Annotated in this window: 21 protein-coding genes; 4 read left to right on the forward strand and 17 right to left on the reverse strand. The window is 41.3% G+C overall.

Annotated features, from left to right (window positions below):
• From DW005_RS14000 to DW005_RS12320, 4 genes are all read left to right on the forward strand, one after another.
• Window positions 1-285, forward strand: a 285-nt coding sequence (locus DW005_RS14000; protein ID WP_207658742.1) for a hypothetical protein, incomplete at its 5' end; no start/stop codon positions are given.
• A gap of 233 nt (window positions 286-518) precedes the next feature.
• Window positions 519-824 carry a helix-turn-helix transcriptional regulator gene (locus DW005_RS12305; protein ID WP_022376635.1) on the forward strand — a complete coding sequence of 102 codons (306 nt, stop codon included), beginning with the start codon at window positions 519-521 and terminating at the stop codon, window positions 822-824.
• A 33-nt stretch (window positions 825-857) separates the two neighbouring features.
• Window positions 858-1,199, forward strand: a complete 342-nt coding sequence (locus DW005_RS12310) for a phenylpyruvate tautomerase MIF-related protein (RefSeq protein ID WP_117479829.1) — start codon at window positions 858-860, stop codon at window positions 1,197-1,199.
• 895 nt (window positions 1,200-2,094) lie between these two features.
• Window positions 2,095-3,045, forward strand: a complete 951-nt coding sequence (locus tag DW005_RS12320) for an Rpn family recombination-promoting nuclease/putative transposase (protein ID WP_181975049.1) — start codon at window positions 2,095-2,097, stop codon at window positions 3,043-3,045.
• A 72-nt stretch (window positions 3,046-3,117) separates the two neighbouring features.
• Here DW005_RS12320 and DW005_RS12325 read toward each other — a convergent pair whose 3' ends face one another.
• From DW005_RS12325 to DW005_RS12405, 17 genes are all read right to left on the reverse strand, one after another.
• The gene (locus DW005_RS12325) at window positions 3,118-3,897 is read right to left on the reverse strand and encodes a ParA family protein (protein ID WP_117479835.1); all 780 of its coding nucleotides are present in this window, start codon (window positions 3,895-3,897) and stop codon (window positions 3,118-3,120) included.
• A gap of 17 nt (window positions 3,898-3,914) precedes the next feature.
• The gene (locus DW005_RS12330; protein WP_022376641.1) at window positions 3,915-4,169 is read right to left on the reverse strand and encodes a DUF6465 family protein; all 255 of its coding nucleotides are present in this window, start codon (window positions 4,167-4,169) and stop codon (window positions 3,915-3,917) included.
• Between the two features lie 17 nt (window positions 4,170-4,186).
• Window positions 4,187-5,995, reverse strand: coding sequence for an O-antigen ligase family protein (locus DW005_RS12335; protein WP_117479837.1), 1,809 nt, complete (start codon window positions 5,993-5,995; stop codon window positions 4,187-4,189).
• A gap of 12 nt (window positions 5,996-6,007) precedes the next feature.
• Window positions 6,008-6,847 carry a patatin family protein gene (locus tag DW005_RS12340; RefSeq protein WP_117479840.1) on the reverse strand — a complete coding sequence of 280 codons (840 nt, stop codon included), beginning with the start codon at window positions 6,845-6,847 and terminating at the stop codon, window positions 6,008-6,010.
• A gap of 195 nt (window positions 6,848-7,042) precedes the next feature.
• Window positions 7,043-8,674, reverse strand: coding sequence for a polysaccharide deacetylase family protein (locus tag DW005_RS12345; RefSeq protein ID WP_117479842.1), 1,632 nt, complete (start codon window positions 8,672-8,674; stop codon window positions 7,043-7,045).
• A gap of 186 nt (window positions 8,675-8,860) precedes the next feature.
• On the reverse strand, window positions 8,861-10,108 hold the full coding sequence (gene hemA / locus DW005_RS12350; protein ID WP_117479844.1) for a glutamyl-tRNA reductase: 1,248 nt from the start codon (window positions 10,106-10,108) through the stop codon (window positions 8,861-8,863).
• A gap of 2 nt (window positions 10,109-10,110) precedes the next feature.
• Window positions 10,111-11,088, reverse strand: a complete 978-nt coding sequence (gene hemB, locus DW005_RS12355) for a porphobilinogen synthase (protein WP_117479846.1) — start codon at window positions 11,086-11,088, stop codon at window positions 10,111-10,113.
• A gap of 36 nt (window positions 11,089-11,124) precedes the next feature.
• Window positions 11,125-12,813 carry a M14 family zinc carboxypeptidase gene (locus DW005_RS12360; RefSeq protein WP_117479848.1) on the reverse strand — a complete coding sequence of 563 codons (1,689 nt, stop codon included), beginning with the start codon at window positions 12,811-12,813 and terminating at the stop codon, window positions 11,125-11,127.
• A gap of 108 nt (window positions 12,814-12,921) precedes the next feature.
• Window positions 12,922-13,278: a 50S ribosomal protein L20 gene (gene rplT / locus DW005_RS12365; RefSeq protein ID WP_022376648.1), complete on the reverse strand. Its 357-nt coding sequence runs from the start codon at window positions 13,276-13,278 to the stop codon at window positions 12,922-12,924.
• A 22-nt stretch (window positions 13,279-13,300) separates the two neighbouring features.
• Window positions 13,301-13,504 (reverse strand): 50S ribosomal protein L35, encoded by a 204-nt coding sequence (gene rpmI / locus DW005_RS12370; protein WP_022376649.1) that lies wholly within the window; start codon window positions 13,502-13,504, stop codon window positions 13,301-13,303.
• A gap of 18 nt (window positions 13,505-13,522) precedes the next feature.
• Window positions 13,523-14,017 carry a translation initiation factor IF-3 gene (gene infC, locus DW005_RS12375; RefSeq protein ID WP_022376650.1) on the reverse strand — a complete coding sequence of 165 codons (495 nt, stop codon included), beginning with the start codon at window positions 14,015-14,017 and terminating at the stop codon, window positions 13,523-13,525.
• 655 nt (window positions 14,018-14,672) lie between these two features.
• Window positions 14,673-15,044, reverse strand: coding sequence for a DUF4190 domain-containing protein (locus DW005_RS12380; protein WP_117479850.1), 372 nt, complete (start codon window positions 15,042-15,044; stop codon window positions 14,673-14,675).
• Window positions 15,045-15,058: 14 nt separating this feature from the next.
• Window positions 15,059-15,370, reverse strand: coding sequence for a DUF4190 domain-containing protein (locus tag DW005_RS12385; protein ID WP_117479852.1), 312 nt, complete (start codon window positions 15,368-15,370; stop codon window positions 15,059-15,061).
• 13 nt (window positions 15,371-15,383) lie between these two features.
• A complete protein-coding gene (gene thrS, locus DW005_RS12390) occupies window positions 15,384-17,345 on the reverse strand; it encodes a threonine--tRNA ligase (protein WP_117479854.1) in 1,962 nt (653 codons plus the stop codon).
• A gap of 321 nt (window positions 17,346-17,666) precedes the next feature.
• Complete coding sequence (locus DW005_RS12395; RefSeq protein WP_117479856.1) at window positions 17,667-19,262, reverse strand: endo-1,4-beta-xylanase; 1,596 nt, start codon at window positions 19,260-19,262, stop codon at window positions 17,667-17,669.
• 937 nt (window positions 19,263-20,199) lie between these two features.
• Entirely contained in the window at window positions 20,200-21,606 is a 1,407-nt protein-coding gene (locus DW005_RS12400; RefSeq protein WP_117479858.1) for an APC family permease, read from the reverse strand.
• A gap of 20 nt (window positions 21,607-21,626) precedes the next feature.
• The gene (locus DW005_RS12405; RefSeq protein ID WP_117479860.1) at window positions 21,627-22,757 is read right to left on the reverse strand and encodes a tyramine oxidase subunit B; all 1,131 of its coding nucleotides are present in this window, start codon (window positions 22,755-22,757) and stop codon (window positions 21,627-21,629) included.
• Window positions 22,758-22,855: the final 98 nt, after the last annotated feature.

The following is a 22,855-nucleotide window of genomic DNA, read 5'->3' on the forward strand; positions in this document are numbered from 1 at the left end:
AAAGCTGTAAAACAAGCTAAAATTGCAACCTCTTTTAGACAATTTGGTAAAAAACGTTGTTTTGCAAAAATCCCATCCCCTTACGTCAACAACGAAACAAAAAACCAGTTATCAAAAATCTGCCACATCAAAAAGGACATCATTAATATCAATCCACCAAAGAACAACCAATTACTGCCTTTTTCAATTCCTTTGCAAAACAAAATTAGTCCAACAAGTACAAACAATAATTTCATATCCTATTTCCCCTCATTTTTCAAAGGTCATTATAACATATATTGGTAATCTATGAAAGAAAAAGCCCCCACTGCATTTTTTTAGTATACGCCCCCTCTAGTATACGCCCCCTCGTCAAAATTGCTTTCCGTTTTTTTATCTCAACCAAAACTCCTCCCCTAATACATTACTCTTTACTGATTTCATATTTACGTTATTTAATTACGTTATTTTACACTGCTTTATTTTGCAATACCAAGTATAATATTATTTATGAATTTACCTAAGAAAGGGGTTTGACAATGAATGTATTAGACCGTATCGTGGAATTACGGCTGGAGCGTGGCTGGACCGAGTATCAACTATCCCAGCAGTCCGGCATCACCCAATCAACGATTTCAGCCTGGTATCGAAAAAACACATTGCCGTCCATTCCCTCTTTGCAAAAAATATGTAACGCATTTAATATTTCGATGTCTGAATTTTTTATGGAGGAAGACACCACTTCTGTTCATTTGAATGAAACGAGGTTTCGCTTACTCCGCTATGCAGAGCGCTTAAATGGTACACAGTTAAGTTCTATGCTTAAATTTCTGGAATCCCTTTGACTTATATCATAAAAAAGAAAGAGAGGTACTTTTATGCCATTTATTGATTCAAAAATTACCGTATCGCTCACCCCGGAAAAAGAGGAAGCTATCAAAACAAAACTTGGTGAGGCTATCCAAATTTTAAACAAATCGGAAACGTATCTGATGGTTGGATTTGAAGATAATTACGATTTGTACATGGGCGGTTCGAAATTGGACAAGGGAGCATATGTTTCTGTCAATCTGTTTGGTCAGGCATCTCCGTCTGCCTATTCAGAAATGACAAAAGTTATTTGCGACATTTTAAGTGAAGAGCTTTCCATCCCGGGAAATCAGGTTTATGTCACTTACCACGGTGTGAACGACTGGGGCTGGAACGGCAGCAATTTTTAAATGTAACACCAAGGGAAAAGCAGAGAATTCCATTTTGCGAACTCTCTGCTTTTTTCTTTTAACCGTATTTGTTGGCAAGTAATTTGATGTACTTTTTCTTTCTCGTACGAGGAATTTTTATTTTCGCCGCCGGATAAATTCCAATAAACGCCTTTTTTCCAATAACTTTCAGTTTTTTTGTTTTTATGTCTATGTACCTCAGCTGCCTTGTACCGTAGAACGCCATTTTCCCGATTGACTGTATGTTCGTGCCAATTAGAGCACGACGAATTTTTCTGTTTTTATAAAAAGCACGGTCAGCAATTGCTACGACATCAAAACGGATTCCTTTGGTCTCGCGGCATTTGTAAAATAATTTTTCGTACTGCCGCCCCCATTCAAGTCACAACCGGTATCCTGCCATCCCTTTTCCTCATAACATTCTTTTGGATAATATACTTTTACGTCGGAACAATTATAATCTGTGGTTGGAAAACATCCAAACAGTATTCCTCCCTAATTTGTCCCGTCCAATTTGCAAGTGGTATATGAAGCATCTCTCCAACTATTAACATACTGTGTTTTACCAATTAAACCTCCAACTGTATCACCACCAGAAACCTTGCACTGTGATTCTGTTTTTTCCGTAATCTGACCACCCCCACTTTTTTCACTTTTCAAAAATTCTCAGCGCAATACGCCACGCTTTACCAACAAGTCGTTTTGCGCCTCTCTTTTTTACGTTTTTTCGCCCTTTATGCTGTTTTTAACTTCCTTTCAAGCGGGCGCAAGTCGCTTTACGATTGTAATAAAATATATTGACTTTTTCTTCATTACATGCTAGTATATTTACAAACAAGGGTGGGAGCAAAACCGTTCTCCTTGTTATTTCTATTTGATAAAAGGAGGCATGCTATTGGGAAGTAAAGATTTAGCTGAAAAGAATTTATTACAATACAAAGATGTTTTTTCCGACATCGTTAATGTAAACTTATTCGGCGGCAGACATTATATATCTGCAAACGAATTATCACGAGAACCCGGTGAACTGATTACCAAGTCCTCTTCTGACAACAAACTGAAACAACTGCAGATGGATGTACCGATGAAGTGTAACAAAAAATATAACACCCGCTTCTTTGTCTGTTTGGAAAACCAGAGCGATATCAATAACATTATGCCCGTCCGCGACATGGGATATCAACATGCAAAATATATGGAACAGGTTCGGACAATCAAAGAAACAAATCGACAGCAGCAGGCTTATCCGTCTCCTATTACCAAGGAGATTCATGACGCTCAAAAGCTGGATCCGGTTATTACACTTGTTTTGAATTACAGCCAAAAAGAATGGAAAAAGCCTAAGCAGTTACAGGATGTGCTTAACATCCCCGACGATATGCGTGAGGAGTTTGAGAAGTGGATTTCACCCCATTCAATTGACATTATCAACTTAGCCAATCAATCCGAGTCCACGATGCAGATGTATCACTCCGACTTTAAATACATCGTCCGGTATCTGTCATGCAAAAATGACAAAGAAAAATTAGAATCTTTTTTCCGCACAACGGATTTTAAACTTGACCATCCAAAAGCCTTTTTAGACTGGCTGGCCGCTGTCGCAAATGACGACCGTTACATAAAGGCAAAACAGTTAATCGATAAACAAAACGAAAAAGGAGGACATATCAATATGTGTGTACTTTTAGATATGTATGAAGAACGTGGCGAAACTCGCGGCATCCATGAAATTAACACCTTAAATCTCCGTTTACTAGACGACAACCGTTTGGAAGACATGCAGCGTGCCATGGTAGATACTGACTATCAAAAAGAACTTATGAAAGAATATGGCATTGGAAAATAAGCAATAAAATAGGATGCCCGAGCAAAAGTCTCTGACATCCTTATATAACACAAGATATTTCATTTATGTATCTTACTTTCCAAGCAGTTCTTTGACAAACTGGTTGTAATCCTGCATCGTGGTACAGTTTGGTGCATAATCGCTGAGCAGTCGTTTTTTCAACTGTGCTTCTTTTGTTTTGACGCACTCGCGAATTGCCGTTGGAAACAATTTAGTGCCAAGTTGTGTGGCAACTTCCTCGATTTCCTGACGCACATCTTTTTCCAAATTGGAGCGGCCGGCGTACTTCACAAGCAAAAGGCCGGCAATCTGCAAATTGCGGTTTTGGCGCTTTTGAACAGCATGAATTGTATCGCTGAGTTTTGTTAGTCCCTGCAGTGCAAAGGCATCCGCCGTGACCGGGATAATTACTTCGTCCGCAGCAATCAGACAGTTATACAATACAATATCAAGAGATGGTGCTGTGTCAATTACGATGTAATCATAGCCGTCTAACATTTCAAGCGCATCCTGCAAACGGTACATTCCTTCCACATTTCCATCTAAAAGTTTTCCCGCCTTGGCAAGCAATGGGTCCGAAGCTACAATATCTCCGTTCTCCATGTGTTGCACAGCCTCATCAAGCGGCACCGGGTCCTCATCAACCATGACATCATAAAGAGTTGCCGTATCCTCAATTGCTGCCTGATAGGTACTTGTGCTGTTCCCCTGTGGGTCCGCATCAATTAATAAAGTTTTTCCTTTTTGATTCAAAATCCCTGCTAATGTTGTAGCGGTTGTCGTCTTACCAATACCGCCCTTCTGGTTTGCAATTACATAAACCGTTGCCATAATTTTCTTCCTTTCCGACATTCTTGTCCCACATCCTTTTAGAATGCAATCTGGCCTTCAATTTTCTGATTCACCACATAATAAACAGCTTGTTCTTCCGGTTTCACGTAAATATCAAGCTGTTCAATTTCCTCTTCTGCAACTCCTTTTGTTAAAACATCATCGTGAATCAATTCCAACAAATGCTTTGTCGAACGTTCACGTCCTTCGTACTGAATCACCATATTTTTCTTTGCACTGGCGAAACCGCCAATTTGTTTATTTGCTCTTTCCACACTGCATCTTCGAGCCATACAATCACCTCCGTATTTTACTGTTCTTCCTCTTTCGCTTTACTGCGTTTTATCATATGATTTACAGCAAACCCAAGTCCCATAAGGATCCAGAACAAAGGTGCCACACATACACTTGAATCATTTGCAAGACCAACTACCATGTAACCACTGGCACCACAAAAAATTGCCATTGCTGTTTTGTGAAGCCATGTCTTTTTCTCTGCATTCATGCAATTCTTCCATGTTGCAATAACAAGCATCACATACAAAGCAATCAATGCCAGACAGGCAAGCATACCGTCCTGCGTCCAAATCTGAAGATACATATTATGCGGTTTCGTAATAAGCTGCGCATTAAACTCAGAATTCACTTTTCCCACATAATCATTATTCGGAAATTCATATACAAAATTATCCGCACCAACACCAATCAAGGCCGTTGATTTAAGCATTGGAAATGTACGTGACCAAATATAACCACGGCGGGTCGCAAAATCGTAATTATTTTCAAAACCAATCGAATCCACTTTTCTCAGTTTGTCCAATCGTCCCTGCGGATTATAATACAAAAGTTTATTATCTTTTTTCACCAAATCCCACGTTTTTCCATCTGCACCAATTTCAAGACACGGAATCGTTGTTTTATCGACCTCAACAGCAGATGCCGAGAATTTAATCTTTTCATATCCTTTTTCTGCAATCGTCACAACATTATTATTTGTCGCAGTCTCCAGTGTTTTTCCCTTTTTATCCTTCAAAGAAAAGGAACCAATACTGTCAGTCGAAGTAAACTCTCCTACAACCGTCTTTCCGCTGCCGGTCACAATTTCAAACGAATTTTTCTTTGTCTGAATGGACGAAATAGTATTCGTCGTTTTTTCTCCCTCGCTGCCCGTAAACCGGTTTAAAATGCCGGGTTTTGCAACGAGCACGCAGACCACCGCAACAATACACACAACAACCGCTCCAACCGAAACAAGTAAATGCTTTTTCACATAAGGAAACAGAAAAATGAGTGCTGCAATAACAGCTCCGGCAACACCAATCAGTCCGGTCAATGACTGTGAGCCATACAGCATAATCAACTGGCAAGCAGTAGATATCAGAGCCAGTACACGAAATGTCATTTTCTTTGCCGTAAAAAGCAAAAGAATCGTAATCGGTAAAACAACCGCCACATAAGAACCAACATAGTTCGGATTGTGAAGTGTAGAATATGCCATACCCTTACCAAATGTCAATTTTATATTAAAACCACTTCTGCCAGCCAGTTCAGTCGTAACCAAAGGCCTTGCCCAGGCACTCTGAATCCAATCCAGACCAAACGTTTGGAATGCACCGAGAATACCAACAACACAAGAGCCGGCAGTCAGTCCGTTAAGAAGCCACTCCACTACCTCTTCTTTCTTCACGTAACCATACACAAACAAAAAACAGATTACATAAATAAGAAGGACAAATACGCCCTCAAACTGCTCATAACCGCCTAAGAACGCATCCTCTGCATGCTCCGCTCCCATCGCCGAAAACAGCGAAAATAAGGCAAACACCGATGCCGGAATCAACGGAATCCACACATTTTTATCAAACAATCTGCCATTTTCACCAGTACAAAGCCAATATGCCAAAATAACCGTAACAATGGCACCCAGTATCATCAAAAAATGCGATTTATAATACAAAAAGAAATCTGTCACCTGACCATTTGCCGATGACCATAATTGTTTACTCAATCCATTATCATAAATATGTGCATTGGTAATCAATGGAAGCACTGCCAGTATAAGCAAAATTGGCACAAAAAACTTTTTCCCATATTCTTTTTGCTGCTTTTGTTGTTTCATTTGCAATCTCCTTTATTCCTCAATAAACCTCTTGATTTTTTTCATCTTTTCTTTTGTCATGCGGTAACCATGCCAATAAGCCATTTCCAGTTTCCGCACATCACTTTCAAAGCTGTTCAGCAAATGGTTCGGCCGTAGAATCATCACTTTTCCTTCCTTCGCTAACGCCTCACACTCTTTCACTACAGCATTGTAGCGGTCCGGTCTCTCCATAATCACTCGTTTAATCTCCGGATATTTATGTCCTAGCATTCTGGCACCCATTTTATCATATTTGCCATAACGTTTCACAAAACCGCGTGGCTGCGTAAGCACAACAATTAATTTGTCACAACCGTCATCTAACGCTTTTTTAAACGGAATCGGGTCAACCAGCCCGCCATCGTAATACTTCTGTCCGTCCAAATCAATCGCTGGGAAAAACATTGGCAATGCACAGGTTGCACGAAGCATTGTAAATTTCTCATCCATATCCATTGCGTTTTTATACTCAATCTGTCCGGTTTTTGCATTTGTCACACCAACCAGACAAGTTCCCTCATATGAACGAAAGGTGTCCCAATCAAATGGAATTAAGTGGTCCGGAATTTCTCCAAAAACAAAATCCAGTCCGAAAATACTTTTATTTTTTTTCCAGTTGCTCCGGCTCATATATCGCTTATCATTACGGTATTTCTGCATAATTTCCAAATTTCTCTGTGGTTGTTTAGAAATATACGAAACCCCATCCGCAATTCCAGCGGAAACACCAATACAGTAAGGCAGTAATATATTCTCCGACAACAGTGCATCCATCACACCGCAGCTAAAAATCGGTCGAAATGTCCCACCTTCAAAAACAATCCCTGTCATATGCATGCTCCTTTCACGCCATTTACTCTATTTTATCACAGATAAAGAGACGCCGCAACCAAAGAGCGGCATGTCTGCGTATAAAATAAAAATAGCAAAAGAAGTTCCATTCGTTTATATCGAACAAACTTCTTTTGCCATCTTTAGACTATTTTATTATAACAGCCCTGCTTTTCAACAATCCATTTTCAAATCTTACTCAGCGTTATTGTATTTCACACCTGTCATAAGCTTTTTGCCTTTAATAGCAAACAATTCAGAAACGCCAACTACCTGATATCCTTTGTCTTTGCACTGCTCCAAAATTTCCGGAACTGCCTCTGCTGTCTTATCATGAACGGAATGCATGTTAATGATACCGCCATCTTTTAAGTTATTGATTACATTGTTTACCAAATCATCTTTCGTTGTTTTATCCTGATAATCCTGACTCCAAATCGATACATCGATAAACGGTTTCTCGATTACTGCATACATCGCCTGACTATAAGCAACGTTTGGCGCACGGAACAAGAAGTGTTTGTATCCGGTGATTTCAGAAAGAAGTGCATCTGTCTTAGCAATCTTCTCTTTGATTACCTCTGGTCCTACACTATTCAACCCATTGGAATCATAAGAATGATTTGCCACCTCAAATCCAGCCTCTTTCGCTGCAAGAACTTCATTTCTGGAATCCTCATCATGCTCAATATGAGCACCGATGTAGAAGAATGTTGCATGAGCGCCTGCTGCAGTTAAAGCTTTCTGAATCTTCATACCATTATCAACAAATCCTGTATAACCTCCCGGGCCATCATCAAATGACAAAGCAACAACCGGTTTTTCAGGGTCAATGTTTTTGTCAATCCAATTCTGATCAAGACCATCGTATTTGAACTCAGAAGATTCAAATTCCGGTGCTACTGTTGGTTTTGGTGTTGGTTTGCTTGCTCCTGCTGCCGGATAAGTAGCTCCTGCCCTGGCAACAAATACAATGCTTGTAATCTTAACGGATTTCAACGTTTCCGGCCAACCATAACTAGCAGCCGCATCCATCGGCTGGATGTTCAATCCAACGGCAGGACCTGTTACTTTCTCATCAAATGCTACCGATACGGATGTAGCACCCGCTGCCATGTTATAATTAAATGCTACACCATCATCAAAACCTGTCAACTGCTCTGTTGTACCTGCTACAGCAATTTTACCAGCTGTTAATTTGGAAGTGTCTTCACCTTCAAAAGTAAGTTCATAGCCAATTTTTACTTCCTTAAAATAAGCCAAATCAAAGCGTGCATCCAGCTGGCTGCTAAAATTAATCGTTGCCGGTGAAGAACTGAATTCGGTATCGCCAACTTTTGTCATATCAATTGTAATGTCTTTTACTGCCTCGCCCTGTTCCGGAGTAGCGGTTGGTGTCGGTACTACAGCTGTTGGTGTTGCTGTCGGTGCCGTACTTGGTTTATTCGTGTTTGGCGCAGTGGTAACTGCCGGTGCTTTTGTAACTGCCGGCTTCTTTGCCTTAACAGTAACTTTGCAGGTCAGTTTTTTCTTTCCAACCTTTGCTAATACGACTGCCTTTCCGGCTTTCTTTCCTTTTACTACGACACTTGTTTTCTTTTTCTTCGAAAGACTAACAACCTTTTTGCCTGACTTAATGGACCAAACTGCTTTCTTTCCATTCTTCAACTTAATCGTCTTTTTCTGTCCTACCGAAATGCTTACTTTCTTTGTGCTAAGTTTCGGTGCCTTTTTCTTTGCTGCTGCCGGTGAAGATGGCATTGACACGCCAAGAAGCAATGCTGCCGTCATCACATAACTCATTGTTTTACAAAACTGTTTTTTCAACCTTGTGTCCTCCAATCATTTTTTGTTTTTGAAACCGCCCCGTAAACAAACCCTGTTTCGTATACGATCCCTCTCTTTGAGATTATTGTAACACCAAGGTATAACTTTGTAAATATATTCCATGCGATATTATAATATTTTACTTATAGCAATTTTTAATAAAAGTATAAGGTTACGCTTATACTTTTATTCATCTTCATACATTCGGAATAATGTTTTTAAGATATTCTGGTACTCTTTCTGCTTTTCTTCGTCCTCCAACTGCTTTAATTCCTGAATCGGCTCACGAATCAAGCGCTGCAAAGAAGCATGAAGCACCTTTTTCAATAATTTCTGCTCTCTGTGATTCAGAGAAATTTTTCGATTTAAATATTCATAACTGTCCGTCTCAATCTGTAAACACCGTTTCTGCAATGTCTCAATCGTACCATCCACACGGCTCAATAAAAGCCATTCCATCGTCTCCTGCACCTTTTCTTCAATCACCTGTTCACAGTCTGCCGCCAGTTTTTCCCGCTCATTCTGATTTTTTTCGGTGATTTTCTGCAGCGTATCCATATCAATCAACTGCACCCCCGGAACTTCTTGTAACCGGCTGTCAATATCCCTCGGTGATGCCAAATCCAAAAACTGCATTTGTCTGACACCCGTCTCTTTCCATTTATCGTACAAAACAACCAGATGCGGCGATGACGTTGCTGATACAACCGTTTCACACTGCTTCATCACATCATAACGCTCATGATAGTCCACCACTGTCAAATTTTCATGTACCGCTAACAATTCTTTTGCGTGCGCAAGCGTCCGGCTGCACAGATAAATCTTTTTTGCTCCGTATTCAAACAAATATGTCAAAGCAAGTGCCGCCGTTTTTCCGCTTCCAATCACAAGAATATTTTTCCCGCTAACGCCACCGGCACGGTGCAGCTCTTTCACGCCAATATAACTGACTGACAGTGGCTTTTCACTGATACGGTAATTCGTCTTAATCCACTTGGCACACGTCACTGCATCCCTTACAATGCGCTCCAATTCTTTGCCGCTGTGCCCCATGGTCCTAGCAAAATCCATCGCCTCAACAACCTGCCCTAAAATCTGGTCTTCACCTACGACTAACGATTCCAAGCCTGCCGCCACGCGAAACAAATAAGAAACCGCCTCACTGCCCTCTTTTTTCTTACAGCAATCCCCAAACGAAACATTCGGGAAAATGTCCTGGTAGCAGGACTGCACCTGCTCCCCCGTCACCGCATCCGAACGAGAAAAATAGAAAATCTCGCTGCGGTTGCAGGTCGAGACAATCACACACTGTTTTAAGCCAATGACAGAAAGCCGCTCCCATAATTCAATTTTTTTTGAGTCGGGTAACGCCACCTGCCCGCGCAGGGCAAGTGGTGCTTCTTTATAGCAAATTCCAACATAGCCAAAAATCATGGTTACTGCTCCTTTTGTTCTTCCTTAAGCCACCGAGCTACATCAAGCGCATGATAAGTAATAATCATTTTTGCACCGGCACGCTTAAATCCAATCATGTGCTCCATCACAATTCGTTTTTCATCAATCCAGCCTTTTTGCGCTGCCGCTTTCACCATCGCATATTCTCCGCTGACGTTATACGCCACAATCGGAATATTATAATGAATGGAAATATCTTTTAGCACATCCAGATATGCCATCGCCGGTTTTGCAATAATTAAATCAGCACCTTCTTTGATGTCCTGCTCCACTTCCCGCAGAGCTTCTTCTCCATTTGCCGGGTCCATCTGATAACTTTTACGGTCACCAAATCCAGGTGCCGAATGTGCGGCATCACGGAATGGGCCATAATATGCCGACGCAAATTTTGCACTGTAGGACATAATCGGCGTATTATATAGGCCTTCTTCATCAAGAGCCTTGCGGATTGCCTCAACACGTTTATCCATCATATCACTCGGTGCAATGATATCTGCTCCTGCTTTAGCATACACAACAGATGCCTTTGCCAAAAGCGGAAGCGTCTCATCATTTAAAACTTCCCCATCGCAAATCAGACCGCAGTGTCCATGTGATGTGTATTCACACAGGCAGACATCCGCAACAACAACAAGTTCTTTGTAATTTTTCTTAATATAGCGAATCGCCTGTGGCACGATTCCGTCTTCGGCATACGCACCACTTCCCTGCTCATCTTTGTGTGCCGGAATACCAAACAATAAAACTGCCGGAATCCCTGCCTCACGCACTCGGTCAAGTTCTTCATGAAGTCTATCAATCGAATACTGGCAGATGCCCGGCATCGACTCTACCGGTTCACAAATATTTTCTCCTTCTATTACAAAAATCGGATAAATCAATTCGTCCACCCGGACATGATTTTCCCGCACCATATCTCTCACTCGTTCGTTCATCCGCAGTCTTCTCGTTCGTTCCATTTTAATGCACCTTCCTTTTCGTATCCAATTACCTGTTTAATAAGATAGCATAAACCAGCGAAACATCTTTTTGTTTCGTTTATAAATCTTTTTATACTGAGAGTGCGGCAAAGGGCATGGCACTGTCCCTGTTTCTACCGTAACACTCACAATTTTCTTCTCGTACACAAGCCAGTCCGCAAAGCCTCCGTGTTCTTCTGTACTCGAACTCTTTGGCATCATTCGGTAATGATTTCTCTTTTTTATTTCACTTGCTAACCTGTACTGCTTTTCATGCAGCGGTGAAGATACATCAAAATCCCAGTATAAAATACTGCCGGTCGAATGGAGATTCAACACCGTCTTTGGCGATATCCGCTTAATAAAAGAAATTAATGCCTTCGTTTCCTTTTCGCTCGCTGCCTTTTTTCCTCTATATGTTGTGGCATCCGGTTTCCTTTTCTTGCCCTTCTTTTTATCCTTTTTCTTATCTGCTGAAAAACCGGCAGGGAAATTATTGTTAATATTAACCCCTCTGGCATTATTTTTCCACGTATTGAAATGCCCTATCTTCTGTATTTTCTTGCGAAGTTTTGCATTGCGGATTCCACTTGCCCCATACTGCGAAATTGTCACACCGTCCGGGTTATCCATCGGCAGAATATAAAGGCAGGTCGAACGGAATCTTGCACGGTGCTCACCATATTCCCGAAGAATTTCCTCGGTCTGTCGCATAATGACCTGTGTATTTTTCCACTCTCTGGCATGAATTGCCGCATCAATCACAAGTTTCTTTGCCGCAGAAGGATTTCCCACACGCAGGCACCAGATTTCCCTGTTGTCATATGTCCTGCCAATGCTCGACAGCCCTGTTTTTCCGGGGTATTTGTGAGCAATCTTACGCAAATCTCTTGTCATCTCTGCATAGTCGTATTTCTTATCCTTTTCACTGACAATCCACGGCTCTTCTTTTACAACAATTTTAATCCTGCACTGGTTTTTATCCGAATCTTTTACCTTTACAAAAAGGTAAGTCGTACCCTTCTTTTTCGCCGTAATTCGTCCGTTTTTATTGACACTTGCAATCTTTTTATTCTTTATTTCAAAAGACAATTTCTTTTTGGCATAGTTAAAAGAAACTGTCGCTTTTTTCTTTTCCCATAACTTTATTTTGCTGCCGCTTTTGCTCTTGATTTTCTCATTAAAATAAATGTAAATATAGCAGCTTTCGCCTGTCACTTTGGACGTCGCTTTTAAGAGCGTGTAATTTTTTTTGTTTTTTGTCTTACATTTTACCACACCGGAGGAAGAAACGGTAACTAACTTCTTTTTTACTTCTTTTTTCGAAGCACCTCCGTAAACCTCAAAAGTAGATGCCTGTGACATAACAAGTTTTACCGAATCGGTCGTATACGAGTAAAGGTGATATACCTTTTCCCCCTTCACTTTCCGATAATGAATCCCCTTCATGCCGCCTTTATAATACTTAGCGTGGGGCGATACCAGTTCATATTTTTTCACCGGCTTTGGAGTTTCATTTGGCTGTGGCGCAGCTGTTGGCTCCGGCTCCTCTGTGGGCTCCGCGGTCGGTTCTTCTGTCGGTTCAGGCGTTGGCTCTTCACTCCACTCCGTCTGATTGTTCTTCTGTCTTGCCTGCAAATGGGCAGGACTCCCGCTTATGAGGTCACATAAAATTAAGGTTGTGGCAAGCAATGCCGCTATTTTTTGCTTATGCGTTTGACTCATTTCCCTTATTTCCTTTCCATTAATCGTGATGTTTCACTTTTACTGCAAGATAAAAGGTACCTCACAATGAGATACCTTTTTGTACTTGTTTGTTATAACAGATAAAGCTTAAGCTAATTTGCTTTTTGCTACTTCTACCAAAGAAGCAAAACCTTCCGGATCACTGATTGCCATCTCAGAAAGCATTTTACGGTTTACATTTACCTCAGCAAGTTTCAAACCATACATGAATTTGCTGTAGGAAAGACCATTCATTCTAGCTGCTGCGTTAATACGAGCAATCCAAAGCTGTCTGAACTGTCTCTTTTTCTGTTTTCTACCTGTATAGGACTCTTCCAACGCACGCATAACAGACTGTTTTGCAACACGATACTGTTTACTTCTTGCGCCTCTGTAACCCTTTGCCAGTTTCAATACTCTTTTATGTTTTTTCTTTGCGTTCATTCCGCCTTTAATTCTAGCCATTTGTCAGTTCCCTCCTTCGCCATTAGCTGTATGGCATAATCTTTTTCATTGTTTTTACATTAGTTTCATCTACAAGAGCAGACTTTCTGAGATTTCTTTTTCTCTTTGTTGTCTTCTTAGTCAAAATATGACTCTTGTATGCTTTGTTTCTTTTCAATTTACCGGTACCGGTAACTTTAAAGCGCTTTGCAGCAGCTCTTTTTGTTTTCATTTTCTGATTTGCCATGATATTATTCCTCCGTTATTATTTTGTGGCTGATAAAAACATTACCATACTTCTTCCTTCCATCTTCGCAGGTTTGTCGACGGAAGCAACGTCCTTTAATTCTTCAAAAAACGCATTCAGGATTTCCCTTCCTACATCTTTATGAGCCATTTCTCTACCACGGAATCGGAGTGAGACTTTTACTTTAGCTCCCTTTTGCAGGAATTTCTTTGCCTGGTTTACTTTCGTATTTAAATCATTGGTATCAATGTTTGGCGAAAGTCTGATTTCTTTTGTCTCGATGGTTTTCTGTTTCTTCTTTGCTTCTTTTGCTTTACGAGCCTGCTCATAGCGGTACTTGCCGTAGTCAATAATTTTACATACCGGCGGTTTTGCAGTCGGTGCAATCTTTACCAAATCAAGTCCTGCATCTTTTGCTTTGAAATATGCTTCTTTTGCCGACATAATGCCAAGCTGTTCTCCATTTGGTCCAATTACACGAACTTCTCTGTCGCGAATCTGCTCGTTAATCATTAAATCGCTTATTGTTCTTACCTCCTAAATGAAAAAAAGATAGCTGTTTCTAAAAGCCAGCTATCCACGTAAAACATTTCCTATCATTATAATAGATGTGAACCAATACCGTGTGATAACAAATGTTATACGGCAAGGTGAGAGTGGATAACTCTGCTTTTTACACCTTTGGTAGTGTACCATAGAAAGGTGGTGTGTGTCAAGTGATTGCTGTTAACTTTTTTTCAGTTTCCGTAAATGACCTTAATTCAATTTATATTTCTTGCGCCGCTCCCGCTTAGCAAACGCACAGGGGTATCGACACGCAAACTACGCGTGTCTGATACCCGATGTGTTTGCAGCGCAATCATTATAAATTGAATTAAGGTCATTTATTGGATTCCTGAAAAATCAGCAGCAATCACTTGACCACACACGCCTGCGTACAAAGAATCAACTATAGTATTAAGGCAGGGCAATGAATCATTGGGGAATGCCATTTATTGAATTCCAGTAATTAGGCAGAAAAACTTTGAAACTCGTGGGTTTTGAGTACGTCGGTATGTAGTGCTGGTAGTTTCAGCGCCCATACCGCTACGTACTCAACGAGCGAAAGCGCCCACGAGATACAAAGCTTTTCTGCCTAATTACGGAAACAATAACACGCACCCCCCACTTAATTTACCATCCCCGATATATCAACCTTAATAAACTGCTGAAGCCATTCGATGATGTCTTTTTCGTTTGCAGGATTTAAGTTCTGAATTGAGGATAGATTTTCAATTGTCATGTGGTCCCAGCGAATCATCCAGATTCCGTATGCCAAAATCACGGCATTTAAAACCAGACCGATGGCACTCAAAATCAATCCGATGATTCCTAATTTTCTTGCATTTTTACCGCCTTTTGCCACTGCAATAATGCTAAAGACAAGGGCGATTGCGGCAGGGATTACGCCGATACCTGTTCCAAAACAACAAAAACAAGAAACTCCACCTAATACAAGAGAGGCAATTGCAAGCCCTCTGTGTCGATTTATATCTGTCATAGATACCTCCATTTCTATATCCTGCCGTATGGGGCGAAATAGGCTGCTGCCTGTTCCAGATGCTGCAGCGACGAATTATTCGTAATTTTTATTAACAGCACCGCTACGACAATGGCAAGGATGACCCCTGCCACTCCCACAACGATACCGGCAATTGCTGCATCTTCCTGATTCAGATTATCATCCCGAAGCCCCAAAATTCCAAATACAATGCCAAGCACTGCCATTACCAAAGAAATGGACCATTGCATACAACAAACCATCGAAGCACATGAAAGCACTAACGACGCAATCGCTTTTGCATTTGTCTGTCTATTCTGCTGCATACAAACCTCCTACTTATTTACTCTCCGGTGTCACTTCTACCTTACGAATTTCTTTCGTACGGATTTCCTTGCAAATATCATCAATAAACGCATCCAAAGACTGTGCACCCTCGTCTCCTTTGAAACGGCTGCGAACGGATACGACGCCCTCTTCCTGTTCTTTCTGTCCAACAACGAGCATATATGGTGTTTTCTGAAGTCTTGCCTCACGAATCTTGTAACCAATTTTTTCTGAGCGGTTGTCCACGCTGCAGCGGATGCCATTCGCTTTTAATTTCTCTTCCACGCTGTTTGCGTAATCAAGATATTTCTCAGAAATCGGCAGAACACGTACCTGCTCCGGTGAAAGCCATGTCGGGAATGCACCGGCATATTTCTCAATCAGCCATGCTAACGTTCTCTCATAACATCCAATGGATGTTCTGTGGATGATGTATGGGCGTACTTTCTCACCATTTTCATCAATATAATACATATCAAACTGTTCAGCCAAAAGGGCATCCCACTGAATGGTAATCATGGTATCTTCTTTACCGTATACATTTTTCGCATTGATATCTACTTTTGGTCCGTAGAAAGCGGCCTCTCCAACATCCTCAGTAAATGGAATATTCAGTTCTGTCAAAATCTGGCGGATATCTTCTTCTGTCTCATTCCAAACTTCCGGCTCGCCGATATATTTTTCACGGTTTTCAGGATCCCATTTGCTCAGATGATACGTTACATCTTCCTCAACACCAAGTATCTGCAAACAGTACTGAGCGAGAGCGATACAATCCTTAAACTCTTTTACCATCTGGTCCGGACGCACAATCAAATGTCCTTCAGAAATTGTAAACTGGCGCACACGAGTCAAGCCGTGCATTTCACCGGAATCCTCATTACGGAACAATGTTGATGTCTCACCATAACGACATGGCAGGTCACGATAGGATTTCTGGCTTGCCTTGTAAACATAGTACTGGAATGGACAGGTCATCGGACGAAGGGCAAATACTTCCTTATCCTTTTCCTCATCGCCAAGAACAAACATACCTTCTTTGTAGTGATCCCAGTGACCGGAAATCTTGTACAAATCAGATTTCGCCATCAAAGGTGTCTTCGTTCTCATGTAACCGCGCTTTTCTTCCTCATCTTCAATCCAGCGCTGCAAAGTCTGAATAACCTGTACACCTTTTGGCATTAAAAGCGGAAGTCCCTGACCGATTACATCAACGGTAGTAAACAGTTCCAGCTCACGTCCCAATTTATTGTGGTCGCGTTTTTTAATATCTTCCAAATGCTCCAAATAGGCATCCAAATCCGCTTTCTTTGTATAAGCAGTTCCGTATACACGGGTAAGCATTTTATTTTTCTCATTTCCTCTCCAGTAAGCACCGGAAGAAGAAATCAGCTTCATTGCCTTTAACGGTTTTGTATTCATCAAATGAGGACCGGCACACAAATCAATGTATTCGCCCTGCTGATAGAAAGAAATCTCGGCATCTTCCGGTAAATCTTCAATCAACTCAACCTTATACGGCTCCTCACGTTTTTTCATCAAATCAATTGCCTCTTGTCTTGGCAGGGTAAAACGCTCTAATGTCGCACCTTCCTTAACAATCTTTTTCATTTCTTTTTCAATCTTGTCCAGTGCCTCACGATCCAATGGTGCTATATCAAAATCATAGTAGAAACCTTCCTCAATCGAAGGTCCAATGGCACATTTGGCATCCGGATACAATCTCTTAATCGCCTGTGCCAGCACATGGGATGCAGTATGACGGAATGCTGCTTTTCCTTCGTCGCTGTCAAATGTCAAAATATTCAGTGTGTGTTCGCCATCTACTATTGTGCGCAAATCCACAACTTCGCCGTCTAACTCGGCAACACATGCCACTCTGGCAAGTCCTTCACTGATGTCTTTGGCAATATCAATAATGCTCATTGCCTGTGAATACTCTTTGCTTGAACCGTCTTTAAGTGTTACTTTCATGTCAATTCCTCCTGTCTTCATTCAATATACAAGAAGGCCTCATCCCTTCTTGCTGTTATAGTTCGAAGGGACGAGGCCATTAATTCAATGTTCTCGCGGTTCCACCCTTGTTGGACGAAATAGTAATAAATCATCCCGGCTTCATTCTGACGATAACGGGGTCACCGGACCGGATTGGGGTCACTCCGAGGTAGTTTTCAAACGGTTTCCATGAAAATGCTTCCAGCACAAGGCATTTCTCTCTGACATGTTCTGCGTTTTACTCGTCTCATCTACGTGTTACCGCTATTATAATCTTGAAAATTTAAAATGTCAACACCTTTAAATTCTTTTATTTGCAAGAACCTCATACACATTCTTAAACGAATCTTTCACCGCATACAATTCCGTGAACAAACCACAATATGGACCATTCATCGAGTAGCCATAGCTGCTTTCATCCAGCGATGGGTCATCCTGCCATCCCCAAATTGAAACCGCTTTTAAAGGTCGGCTCTCCTCCAATTTTTTAATTTCTTCATCTGATTTTCCGGTGCATTTTGCCGAAATTTCATTTACGTCCACAAACATCTGGAACAGTTTTTTATAAAATGCAGCATGTTTTTTCTTCATGGCAGCCGTCCCCATATAATTTCTTACTGCCATTTCGGTCACCTGAACTTCACAGCCAAGTGCTGCATAAGTCTCAATTGATTTCTTAATATCCGAAATATTCTGCTCATTCATGCATCCATTCTGAGTTCCGTAACCGCCAATGTATCCCTGCATGCCAACGCCGTCACACAACTTGCGCGTATTTCCCTTGGCATCCTTTGCATAACTGTTAATGCTCTTAACCAAATTTACGATTTCCTCACACTTTGATTTGTAGAAAGAATTGTAATCATTATAATACAATTTGATATCGGCCCCAAGTTCATCTACCGTATTTTTCGCATAAAGGAACGACTGCTCCACATAATCACTGCCAAGAATTTTATAAAACTGATTATCTTTTCGGAGATTTCGGTTGTCATTTCCCACATTCTGGTCTGCTACAGCCTCATTTACAACATCCCAGCAGTAAATTACACCCGGATATTTCTTTTCAAAATGAGTGATTACTTCTTTAATATAATACTGAAGACGTTTCTGCATAACCGCCTTGCTTACATATTTCTTACCTGTGTCATAGCCCTCGCGGAAGAACCAGTCACACATATACGCATGCCACACAAGAACATGTCCCCGCATCTGGATTCCGTTTTCCTTGGCAAATGAAATAATCGTATCTGCCTTGTCATAATTCATCACCGGCATACCATCTTTACTCTTTGCGGATTTTGCCTGGTCTAAAAGCGAATATGCCTTAAACTCATTTCCTGCTGTCAAACTGTTAAAATGGTATTTCACAAGATTTTTGTAGTTGTCATTTGTTGTAACATTTGTGTAGTTTACAACGGTTCCCAACTTGAATCCATGCTGCGCTGCCAACTTAGCAAGCGGCTGATACTTCGTCGTCGCATTTAACACGTTCGCCTTTTTCTTCGCCTCAGGAGAAACGTATTTTGTTACGCTCACCTTACATTTTAAAGTGACTTTTTTCTTCTTTTTGGCACCTTTCTTCTGATACCAAACCTTGGCTTTTACTGTCGCACTGCCTTTTTTTAATCCCTTAATGGTGACCGATGTCTTTTTCTTTTTCGACAGTTTTGCCACTTTTTTTCCGGACAAAGTCCATTTGGTTTTCACGATTTTTTTCGTTCCGTTTTTCTTAACCTTCAATGTCTTTGTCTTGCCGATATAGGCAGTCATTTTTGTTTTTGACAATACCGGCTTTTTCGCTTTTGCTTTTGCCTGCGCCTCACCTGCTCCGGCAAGAGAGCCAATCGTCAGGCATGCGGCAAGGGAAAGCGAGAGAATCTGTTTGCTTTTCATGCTGCTTCACTCCAATCTTTTATGATAAGAATAAGTATAGCACATTTTGTCGGTTTTGAAATCCTCTTTTTTTAATGCGATTGTGGCATATGTTCGGTGGCATTTTTTTGTTTTCCGTAATTTAGAAGAAACGCTTTGCGTCTCGTGGGCACTCCCGTTTGTTGAGTGCGTAACGGTATGGGCACTGAAACTACCAGTACCACATACCGACGTACTCAAAACCCACTTGTCACAAAGCGTTTCTTCTAAATTACTGGAATTCAAAGGAATTGGCAGCAAACATATGCCACAATCGCATTTAAAAAAAAGAACTTCTTTCTTTTCTTTACTTTTGTCAACACTAGCAGTTAAAATCAGCCGATTACCCCACAGGCAATTTTTTCACCGGACGCCCCGGATGGCTGTGTCATGAAGTCATCCTCTGACACTATTGCTTTCAAGTATATGCCGGGGAATGATTTTTTGTTCTCAGTTCATTAAGTGAGAAAAAGTTTGTGCTAAATGCCGGAGAGAAGCTTATGCAATCTAAAACCTCACAAAAGTTCAAAAACGTTGCATGCTTTCGCCTGCTTTTCAAAATAAAACAACCAAAAAGGTTACAATCGACAAAAAGCGTTGCAATTAATACGTGATTTTTGCTGATAAAGCCTAATTTCAACGTAAAAATGCAACGCTATAAGATAAGTCATAGAAAAAGAGTTGTCGAAGAAAATTTAAATCAGTTTTGGAGCAACAAATTTCTACCAAAAACGTACAGCCCGTCTTTTTGGGGGTTGCCGTAAATTATCAAGAAATGATTTGCAGCGAGTGGGTACAAACACGTGGGTATCAAGCTTGCGTATTTTGCAAGCTGATACCCCTACGCGTTTGTCTTAGCGAGAGCGCCCACTTGATGCAAATCATTTCTTGATAATTTACGGCAACCCCCAAAACACGGCTACCTCCAAATCCCCTTCTCTTTCCGTATCACATAATACAAATCATTTTCCATTGCCATAACTTCTTCCATCGGCACGCTCTTAAAGACCGGCATCCGCATTTTGTATTTAATCCAAAAGAACGAGTAGATACCAAGAATCAAAAAGGCAATTCCGGTTACGCCCCAGATAGCTAACCGCTCTGCCGGGTCGGTTGAAATATTCAAAATCATGTAGGTTGTTCCTAAAATTCCAATAAGTGGCAGAATTTTACCGAGTGGAACTTTAAAGGAACGCGGTGCATTTGGCACTCTTTTTCGCAGAATCAGCACGTCAATATGCGCTAAGATATACGAAATCATCCAAAATACAGAACCCACCAGAATCAAAAATGAGATTGCCGAGGAGGAACTGTCGCTAATAAAAGCAAAAATCAAAATGGTAACACTGACAAATATTATACCGAAAAATGGTACTTTCCTTTTATTTGTCTTGGCAAAAAACTGTGGCATCATATTCATTTTTGCCATGCCCTGACAAATATTAGAAAGACCACTTACCGTTGAATTTTGTGTGCTGATAACCGCCAGAGCAGCCACCATTGTCATCCAGTATTTTCCTGCCCCGCCAAGAAGATTTTGACCGTATAACAAATGTGGTGCGGCAGATTCGGTCAGTTTTGCCCACGGCGTATAATTATGAAAACCTAATACCATGATTGCCTGCACCAGACAAATAAGCACCAGTCCAATCATCATACCAAGCGGCACGTTTCGTTTGGCATTTTTAACATCTTTGGATATTGGAATGACATATTCGGCACCAATAAACAGCCAGAATGCCACTGCAGTTGTCGACACAATATCAAAGAAATTCGTTGACATGCTTGCCGGCTGGGAAACAACCTGTCCGGTTCCAAGCCCCAGGGCACCGATAATTCCCATAACAACCATCGAGCCAACCAAAAGGAATGCAACCAAATTCTGAATTTTAGCAAACATATCGACACCAAACAGATTTGCCACCATAACGATTACCGTCATGATAATGGTATAGCCGATGCTTGGAATCGGCAAATGAAGCGTCTGCGACATGGCATAGGCAAAAATCGATGCTTCAACACCACACGATAAAATGTTACAAATCAGATACCCTCCCACCATAGAAATCATGGTTGGAAACGGTCCCATACAGGCGAGCGTATACTGCGCCAGTCCTCCGGTCGTGTTTGGCATCAGACCATTTAGCTCAGAAAGCGAAGCAACCGTTGTCATATTCAGCAGACAGGCGATAATCATCGCACCAATAAATGGGATTCCCACCGTTCCTGCTCCCTGTCCCAATGACACTAGACAGCTTGTCGCAATGACAAGCCCGACAGAAACAGAAACCACACTTCCTAATCCTAATTTTTTGTTTTTCTCCATGCCAATTCCCCCTTGTTCTCTTAAGCCATTTCCGGTTTATCCCACAATGGCAGTTCCACACCAATGCCTTCTTTTAAAGCACGGCGGTAAACAGTAGCTCCCCATGCGATATCCTCAACCGGCATACCTCCGACAGAATATACGATAATTTCATCTTCGCTTTCCCGTCCTTTTCTCTCACCGGTAATCACATCTGCCACATCAATAATGTCTTCTCTTGTAATTTTCCCCATCTGTTTTAAATCCGTAAATTTACTTCCTACAATCTGCACCTGGTCGTAAGTCGGATATGGATATTCCTCCTCCCACGCCTCATACAATTTGTAGTTGTCCACAACTTTTTTACAGCCATTTACAAGGAAATCCTCATCAAAACGAGCGGCTGAAGGCATACTGATTAGTGCACCTTTTTTAATCCATTTCGTATCAATATAAGGAAACTCTGCCTCACTGTCTTTTACTGTTGTTGTCATGCTGATAATGTCACTGTCTTTTACAGCTTCCTCGATAGAATCACAAATCACAATATTTTTGATTCCCGGACATTCTTCTTTGACAAATGCAACAAATGAATCAATGGACTTTTGTCCACGCCCCTTAATTTTTACGGTATCAATGCCTGGTCTCACGCTGACAAAGGCACGAAGGGAAGTTTTCCCCATAACACCCGGTCCGATAATAGCGACTGTTTTTGCAGCCTCTCTTGCCAAATATTTGCAGCCAACACCGGGAATTCCCCCTGTTCGGTAAGAACTCAAAAGGTTTGCCGACATCATCGCAAGTGGTGCCCCCGTATCTTTATCATTTAACATCATCATCAAAATGGAGCGTGGCAGCCCTTTTTTCTTATTCTCCATGTTCGATCCGTACCACTTCATCCCCGCCATCTGATAGCGTCCGCCAAGATATGCCGGCATCGCCATGAATCGTCTGTCCTCTGCATTTTTCGGCATTCCCTCAAATTCCGGGTCATCCGGAAAAGTCACCATGCAGCCATGGGAATTGTGATTTTTTCCGCCCATCACATAGTCCCCTTTATGTAAAGTCAACAATAAATCTTCCATTGCCTCCACACAGGCATCCATATCCGTCACACCTGCCCGAATCATATCCGGTTCACTTAAATATAAAAATTTGATTGCTGTATCCATTTTGATAACCTCCTTTGCCATCTATGCACCTGTTGTTTTTTGCAAAAAAATCATGACCACCAGCTCAGCTGGTGGTTTCCTCTGCGGCTATAAGCCTG

Origin of the sequence: Clostridium sp. AF36-4 (genome assembly GCF_003435975.1) — a bacterium.
In the GTDB taxonomy this organism is placed as follows: Bacteria; Bacillota; Clostridia; order Lachnospirales; family Lachnospiraceae; genus Eubacterium_F.